The following is a 6,831-nucleotide window of genomic DNA, read 5'->3' as shown; positions in this document are numbered from 1 at the left end:
CAGCAACGGAGAACCCCCAACTAGAGGTTGCGCTCACCAACGTGAGCAATGGCCAGCTCGGAGTCCCCTACCCTGCTCACCTTCAACCGGGCCGCCACACCTGGGTGGGCTGGAGTACTCGTGAATGCTGGAGAGGTCTGTGCTGACGCTGTAGAGGTGGTTTTTTGTCGCGGCGAAGGAACTGAGGGGATCACCGATTGGGGTCCAGGTCTTCTTGGATCGGTTGTACTCCTGAAGCTTCCCGCCGGCGGTATCGGTGGCGTAGAGCGTTGTGGGGCTGGTGAAGATCCGTTCGGTCGCGTCGCGCACTTTGTGCCAGATACCTGGTGTGCCGCTGTACTCGAAGGTGCCTTGGTGGTCGGGGCCGACGCCGTAGAGGTGGGTGGCGGTCGCCGCGAAGTGGCTGCCTGGGCCCCCGATGACCGTCCAGGTCTTCTTCGAGCGGTCGTACTCCTCGATGTTGCCGGTTCTGCCGTCGGTGGCGTAGAGCGTCGTGGGGCTGGTGAAGATCCGTTCGGTTCGTTTGCGGATGACGGTCCAAGTACCGCTTTTGCCGGTGTACTCCTCGATTTTCGAGTCGGGGGTGATGCGGTAGAGGTGGCTGTGGGTTGCGGCCACGGTGCCGGCTTTGCCGCCCTGGGGCTGTGGTTTCTGCGGTGCCGTCGAGGCCTGGTGGGACGGTGGCGGGGCGGATGATGGTCGTGGTGTGGGCGCTTCCACCGGGGCCATTGGATTGGTGGGGTGCGATCTTGGCCCTGTAGGTGTCGTGGTCTGCTGGCTCTGCTCGGGAGGGTTCAGTAGGGAGGCGGTGTCGGGCCGGTCGTCAGCTCTGTGTTTGTGGTTGGCGATGATGAGGACGGCGACCAGGGCCGCGAGTGCCGCCCACTGCGCCGGGGCTCTCCAGCGCTTCTTCCCGGCCGTGCGAGAGGCAGAGCCACTTGGGGGGACCCCGTCCCTCGTGTCGCTGTGGGACCGCGGATCCTTTGACGGCGGCAGGGAATCAGCTTTCGTCTCGACGGCTTCCCTCTGTCCCCGGACACGGGCCTGGGCGTTTTCGGCTGCGGCTTTGCTCTCCCGCGTGCGGGCGAGCTGTTCGGCCGCCTCGCTCGATACGGCGTCGGGTTCCTCTCCCGGTGCGGCGGGCGGTGGGTGTGGGGAAGTTTCGGTTTCTCTCAGGCGGGTGACGACCTCCCGCAGGACCTGGAGGAGTTCCTCCGATTCGCGCACGCCGGTGTCGGCGTCGCTCAGGATCTGATCCGGTCGGTCCGCGGCCTGGGTGAAGGCGCCAGGTGGAGTGCTGCTCTCCGCGTCCCTGGCAAGTCGATGAAGCTTCTCGGCCCTGGCGGTGAGGGTGACGCGACCGCGTTCATCGCGCACCAGATCCCTCACCACCCGCTGCAACAGGTGCAGCTCGATCAGCTTGGTGCCGGCCCGGTACTCACCCCAGCTCGTCTTGCTGATCTTGTAGCGGTCCGCCAGCTCGCGGACCGTGAAGTCCTTCGTCAGATCCCTCAGGAACACGGCTAACGCGTTGGCCTGCTCGGTCTGTCCTCTGGGCCCGCCTTGCGGACGGCCGGCCTTCGCCATGGTGGATCCCCCGTAGTTGTCCGCGTTGTCCGCGACCTTGCCCGCACCTGACCTGCGAGTTCACAACGGTCGTTGTTGGACAATCAGACCAGCCGCACGGTGAGAGCTCCACCGCTTCCCAGACAAACACTGGAGCATCCCGTGACCCGAATCCCCCTCCGGGGCCAGACCCGAAAGCCCGCTCTCGCCACCCCCTCAGCGACCGTGCGCCGCATAGGCGTCATCGTGACAGGGATGATCGCTGCCGGAGTCCTCGCGGTTCTCCCCGCCCAGGCAGACGAGCCTCCAGTTGCCGCTCCTGCGGTCCAGCTGGAGTCGGTGTCCGCGTTCGGCGACGACCAGCTCTTCGCGCTCGCCGCCGACCACAGTGCCGTCTACCGCTGGAGCAGTAAGGGCTCGAACTGGGCGAAGGTAGGCGGTCCCGCGCAGGAGCTCTACACCGGCGGGGCGGGCGTTTTCATCACCGCAACGGACACCGGGAAGCTCCTGAAGTACGAGGGGATACCGGAGACGTGGTCCGAGATCGGTGACCCCGGGGCCGACTTCGCCATGACCAATGACCGGATCTACGGCCTCTCCCCCGACCACAGCGCCGTCTACGAATGGACCGGCCACGCCGCCGAATGGACGAAGGTCGGCGGTGCGGCCAAGGACCTCCACGCCGGTGGCGCCGGCCTCTTCGCCACCGCACCGGACGACAAGATCCTCAAGTACGACGGACCGGAGACCTGGTCGCAGATCGGTGACCCCGGGGCCGACTTCGCCGTCACCAACGACCGGATCTACGGCCTCTCCCCCGACCACAGCGCCGTCTACGAATGGACCGGCCACGCAAACGAATGGACCAAGGTCGGCACGTTGAGCAGTGATCTGGCCTCCGCCCCGGAGAAGCTTCGGCGTCTGAACGAACTGACCGCTCTTGGAACGCCCGCCCTCCAAGACTGGTTCACCACCCTCTCTCAGCACCTGCGCGGATGGCCGGACCGGCACGGATTCAACTGGACGACGAACAAGCGCAACTCCCCCGCACCCAACTCCGTCGCCGGATTCGACTTCACCAACGCGTGCGTCCGCCACGACTTCGGATACCGCAACTACCGCGAAGTCCTGGGTGAAGCGAGCTTCCAGCACACAGCCAAGGCACGTGTCGACACGGCCTTCCGGCAAGACCTGAACGCCATATGCCAGGCCAGGCTCATCTCTGATCCCCGGACTGACGCCTCACGCAGGGCCTGCATGCGAGTCGCCAACATCTACTACTCAAGCGTCGTCGCGACCGGCACAAGCTGACACCAAACCCCGCACAGAGGAAGGCAGGGTCTCGGTCAGAGATCCTGCCTCCCTCTGTGCGGTCTCCGGTCAACTAGTTCCGCGTCGAGCCAAGTTCGCCCTGTCAGGCCGACATACTGTGGGCGTGCTTGAGTACTTGTTTGCGACCGATGACGACGACTTCCTCGGGCCGGTGCGCTCGGATAGGTATCCGGATGTGCTTCAGCCAAGGGGCTGGGGGGCGGTACCAGTGGCTGGCGATGGCCACTACCGGATCGCTGTCGAGGGCATGGAGATTGAGTTCGCTTGGGAAATGCCCGGCCTTCAGGTCACGGTTCACGGCACATCAGACGAGCCCAGGGTTGAGGAGCTGGTGGCTACGATCGCGCGTCAGGTCGGAACCGAGCTCGCGGTGCGAGTCCGGGTAATCCCGCTCTAGCGCCGCTTCAGGCGATGTTGGCCTTGTTGACTATGGTTCGTAGTTGCTGGTCATGAGCGTGGTGGTTTCGCCAGATGATGTAACGTCGGATCATGCTGCCCTGCTCCTTGTGACTGACGTGGTCGGTGCCGTCGAGGGTGAAGTAGCGCAGGGTGGTGAAGTGGGCCTCGATCCGGTTCAGCCAGGAGCTGTTGGTTGGGGTGTAGGCAATCTCGACGTTGTTCGCGTCCGCCCACGTCGCGACTCGTTGGCACCGCTTCGTGGTCAGGTGCGGGGAGTAGTTGTCGCAGATGATGGCGATCCGCACCTTCGCTGGTATGGACGATGGCTTGGCTGTCGAAACGCTGGAGGCAGCACCCGCCCCGGTGAGGCCGCAGGCTGGTACGGCCCGGGCCGCGTTCCTCCAGCCTCCGGGCCGGTCAAGGGGCAGGGCGAGGCCCCGTCCGGCGCCGACGCGTGCTTCGACGCCGGAGAAGGTTCAGAAGGTCACGGCGTCTCGGATCAGCGGGCAGGTCATGCAATGCCCGCCCCCTCGGCCCCGGCCCAGCTCGGCGCCGACGATGCTGAGGACCTCCACCCCGGCTCGGCGCAGCAGTGCGTTGGTTTGGGTGTTGCGGTCGTACGTGAAGACGACGCCCGGCTCGAGCGCAACCGCGTTGTTGCCGCTGTCCCACTGCTGGCGCTCGGAGGCGTAGACGTCGCCGCCCGTTTCGATCACTCGCAGCTGCGGCAGGCCCAGGGCGCGGGCCACGACCTCGGTGAACGGGGTGCTGCCCTCGTCGGTGATCTCCATTCCGGGCGCCCGGTCGGATGGCCGCAATGAGAAGGTGTGGACACCGTCCATGATGCGCGGATACAGCGTGACGATGTCCCGGTCGGCGAAGGTGAAGACCGTGTCCAAGTGCATCGCCGAGCGCAGCTTGGGCATCCCGGCCACGATCACGTGCTCCGCCGCGCCTTGCGCGAACAGGGTGGCCGTGACCTGTGTGATCGCTTGACGGGAGGTCCGTTCGCTCATGCCCATGAGGACGATGCCGTTGCCGACGGGCATGATGTCCCCGCCCTCGAAGGTGGCCTGTCCCCAGTTCTCCTCCGGGTCGCCCCACCAGACGGTGGATTCCAGGAAGTCGGGGTGGAAGGTGTAGATCGCCTTCATCAGCAGGGTCTCATCGTGCCGGGCGGGCCAGTAGAGCGGGTTGAGCGTCACCCCGCCGTAGAGCCAGCAGGTCGTGTCGCGGGTGTACAGAGTGTTGGGCAGAGGTGGCATAAGGTACTCCCGCGCGCCCACGCTCTCGCGTGCCAGACCCAGGTATGCCGACCGGAACTCCTGGGGCAGGTCGGCGGTGGCGAGCCCGCCGATCAGGTACTCGGCGAGCCGGCGCGGGGTGAGGGTGTTGAGGAAGGCGCGGGTGTCGTCGACCAGTCCGAGGCCCACCTCGTTCGCGTCGATCTTCCGGTCGAGCAGCCAGGACCGGGCCTGCGGCATCGCCATGGTGTCGGCGAGCAGCTCGTGCAGCTCGACGACCTCTACGCCACGGTCGGTAAGCTGGGCGACGAAGTCGGCATGGTCCCGCTGGGCATTCTCCACCCACATCACGTCGTCGAACAGCAGATCACCGGAGTTGGTCGGGGTGAGGCGATGGTGCGCCATTCCGGGGGCGCACACCAGGACCTTGCGCAATTGGCCCACTTCGGAGTGGACGCCGAGGGCGGAAGCGGGGGCGGTGCCGGTCACAAGGGGCCTTTCGCTCGATGACGACAGGTGAGGGACAGAGCTGGCGCGGGGATCAGAGTTCGATCCAGCCGACGGCCAGCGCCGCAACGCCGACTGCGGCGCCGGCAACCGTCACCACGCAGACGACCGCTTCGCCCGGAGAGAAAAACCGTCGGCCCTGCTCTTGGCGGGACTTGACGAAGAGGAAGGTCGCCGGGGCGTAGAGAATGAAGGAGACAAGGACGAACTTGAGCCCTGCCGCATAGAGCAGGAACAGGGTGTAGAGGGTCGCCACCACGGCGATGACCAGCTCGCGCCGGGTGGAGCGTCCCACGACGTCCGGACGGCCGGGCCGCTTGGCGATCTGGACCGCGAAAGCAGCGGCCAGCAGGAAGGGGATTAGGCTCAGCGCACTGGTCAGATCCAGGGCGAAGTTGAGGGCGTCCTCGGAGAACAAGGTCACGACAAGCACGACCTGGCTGAGACAGGTCGTCATGAACAGAGCGTTCTCAGGCACATCCTCTGCCGTGGAACGCGCCAGGAAGCGGGGCATGTCCTTGTCCTTGGCGGCGACGAAGAGGACTTCGGCGGCCATCAGAGTCCAGGCGAGGTAGGCGCCGAGCACGGAGACGATCAGGCCGACGCTGACGAAGACCTTGCCCCAGGTGCCGACCGCAGTCTCCAGTACCTCGGCCAGCGAAGGCTGTCGCAGCTCGGCGATCTCGGCCATCGGCAGCAGCCCGTAGGAGACGATCGTGACGGAGGCGAAGACGGCGAACACACTGAGAAAGCCCAGGACTGTGGCCCGCCCGACGTCCTCGCGGCGTTTGGCGTGCCGCGAGTAGACGCTCGCTCCCTCGACACCGAGAAAGACGAAGACGGTAACGAGCATGGTGCCCCGGACCTGGTTGAAGAGGGACCCCGCGTAGTCGGCACCGCCGAAGTTGTCCGCGAAGACGGACGGTTCGAAGTAGAACAGCGCCAGGATCACGAAAGTCACGATCGGTACGATCTTCGCCACCGTCACGATCCGGTTGAGCGCCGCCGCCTCCTGCACACCCCGGCGGATCAGCAGGAAGAAGGCCCACAGCCCGGCCGAGGAGACCACCACCGCCGTCACGGTGTCACCGTCGCCGAGCACCGGAGCGACCGCACCAACCGTCGACATGATGAGCACCCAGTACGTGACGTTGCCGACGCAGGCGCTGGCCCAGTAACCGAAAGCCGAGAAGAAGCCGAGGTACTCGCCGAAGCCCGCCTTCGCGTAGGCGTACACGCCCGCGTCCAGGTCCGGCCGACGAACGGCCAGGGTTTGGAAGACGAAGGCGAGCATCAGCATGCCGGCCCCGGCGACCGCCCAGGCGATGAGCGCCCCCGCTACCCCAGTCTCCTGTGCGAAACGCCGCGGCAGCGAGAACACCCCCGCCCCGACCATCGAACCGACGACCATCGCGGTCAGCGTCAACAAGCTCAGCTTGGCCGCCGGTCGCTCCGCTGCCTCGGCATCGCTCATGTTTTCCCCCGTCCGTACGAGCGTGGCGCGGGGTGTCCTCCCGGGCTCCATCGAGAGGGAACCTAGCAGCCTTATGGGAGCTTATTTCCGATATGGAAGTGTTGCGCTGTGCTGAGTTGCTTAAAAAGCCATCTCATTTGGCGATCCTGCGATAGCAGATGAGGGTACAGGCGATGCTGGTGAAGGCCAGGAAGTGGTCGGCCTTGCGTACATAGCGGCGGTGGAGTCGTCGGCAGCCGGCAAGCCAGGACATGGTGCGTTCGATGGTCCAGCGGTGTCGGCCAAGTCGCTGCGAGGGCTCGATGCCTC

6 protein-coding genes and 1 pseudogene are annotated in these 6,831 nt (G+C 65.8%); 2 read left to right on the top strand and 5 right to left on the bottom strand.

All coding sequences use genetic code 11. The features are described from left to right. Window positions 1–33 precede the first annotated feature (33 nt). Window positions 34–1,587, bottom strand: a complete 1,554-nt coding sequence (locus tag OO67_RS35190; RefSeq protein ID WP_157841787.1) for a Kelch repeat-containing protein — start codon at window positions 1,585–1,587, stop codon at window positions 34–36. Window positions 1,588–1,728: 141 nt separating this feature from the next. Between OO67_RS35190 and OO67_RS35905 the strand changes: the two genes are divergently transcribed. Both OO67_RS35905 and OO67_RS35180 read left to right on the top strand, forming a co-directional pair. Then, window positions 1,729–2,877, top strand: a complete 1,149-nt coding sequence (locus tag OO67_RS35905; RefSeq protein WP_157841786.1) for a phospholipase A2 — start codon at window positions 1,729–1,731, stop codon at window positions 2,875–2,877. Window positions 2,878–3,001: 124 nt separating this feature from the next. Then, window positions 3,002–3,295, top strand: coding sequence for a hypothetical protein (locus OO67_RS35180; protein ID WP_157841785.1), 294 nt, complete (start codon window positions 3,002–3,004; stop codon window positions 3,293–3,295). Between the two features lie 7 nt (window positions 3,296–3,302). On the opposite strand, the pseudogene OO67_RS35175 reads toward OO67_RS35180, so the two are convergent. The 4 genes and pseudogenes from OO67_RS35175 to OO67_RS35160 form a co-directional block, all read right to left on the bottom strand. Further along, window positions 3,303–3,611, bottom strand: a pseudogene (locus OO67_RS35175) (IS630 family transposase); the annotation flags it as partial. 162 nt (window positions 3,612–3,773) lie between these two features. After that, entirely contained in the window at window positions 3,774–5,030 is a 1,257-nt protein-coding gene (locus tag OO67_RS35170) for an arginine deiminase (RefSeq protein WP_033305916.1), read from the bottom strand. Window positions 5,031–5,082: 52 nt separating this feature from the next. Continuing rightward, the gene (locus tag OO67_RS35165; RefSeq protein WP_033305915.1) at window positions 5,083–6,522 is read right to left on the bottom strand and encodes a basic amino acid/polyamine antiporter; all 1,440 of its coding nucleotides are present in this window, start codon (window positions 6,520–6,522) and stop codon (window positions 5,083–5,085) included. Window positions 6,523–6,655: 133 nt separating this feature from the next. Further along, window positions 6,656–6,831: transposase (locus OO67_RS35160; RefSeq protein ID WP_033305914.1), on the bottom strand; the 176-nt coding region annotated here is incomplete at its 5' end.

Origin of the sequence: Streptomyces atroolivaceus, from assembly GCF_000717025.1 — a bacterium.
GTDB classification, from domain to species: domain Bacteria; phylum Actinomycetota; class Actinomycetes; order Streptomycetales; family Streptomycetaceae; genus Streptomyces; species Streptomyces atroolivaceus.
The sequence above is the reverse complement of the archived record's forward strand: the minus strand, read 5'-3'. Positions and strand labels throughout refer to the sequence as shown.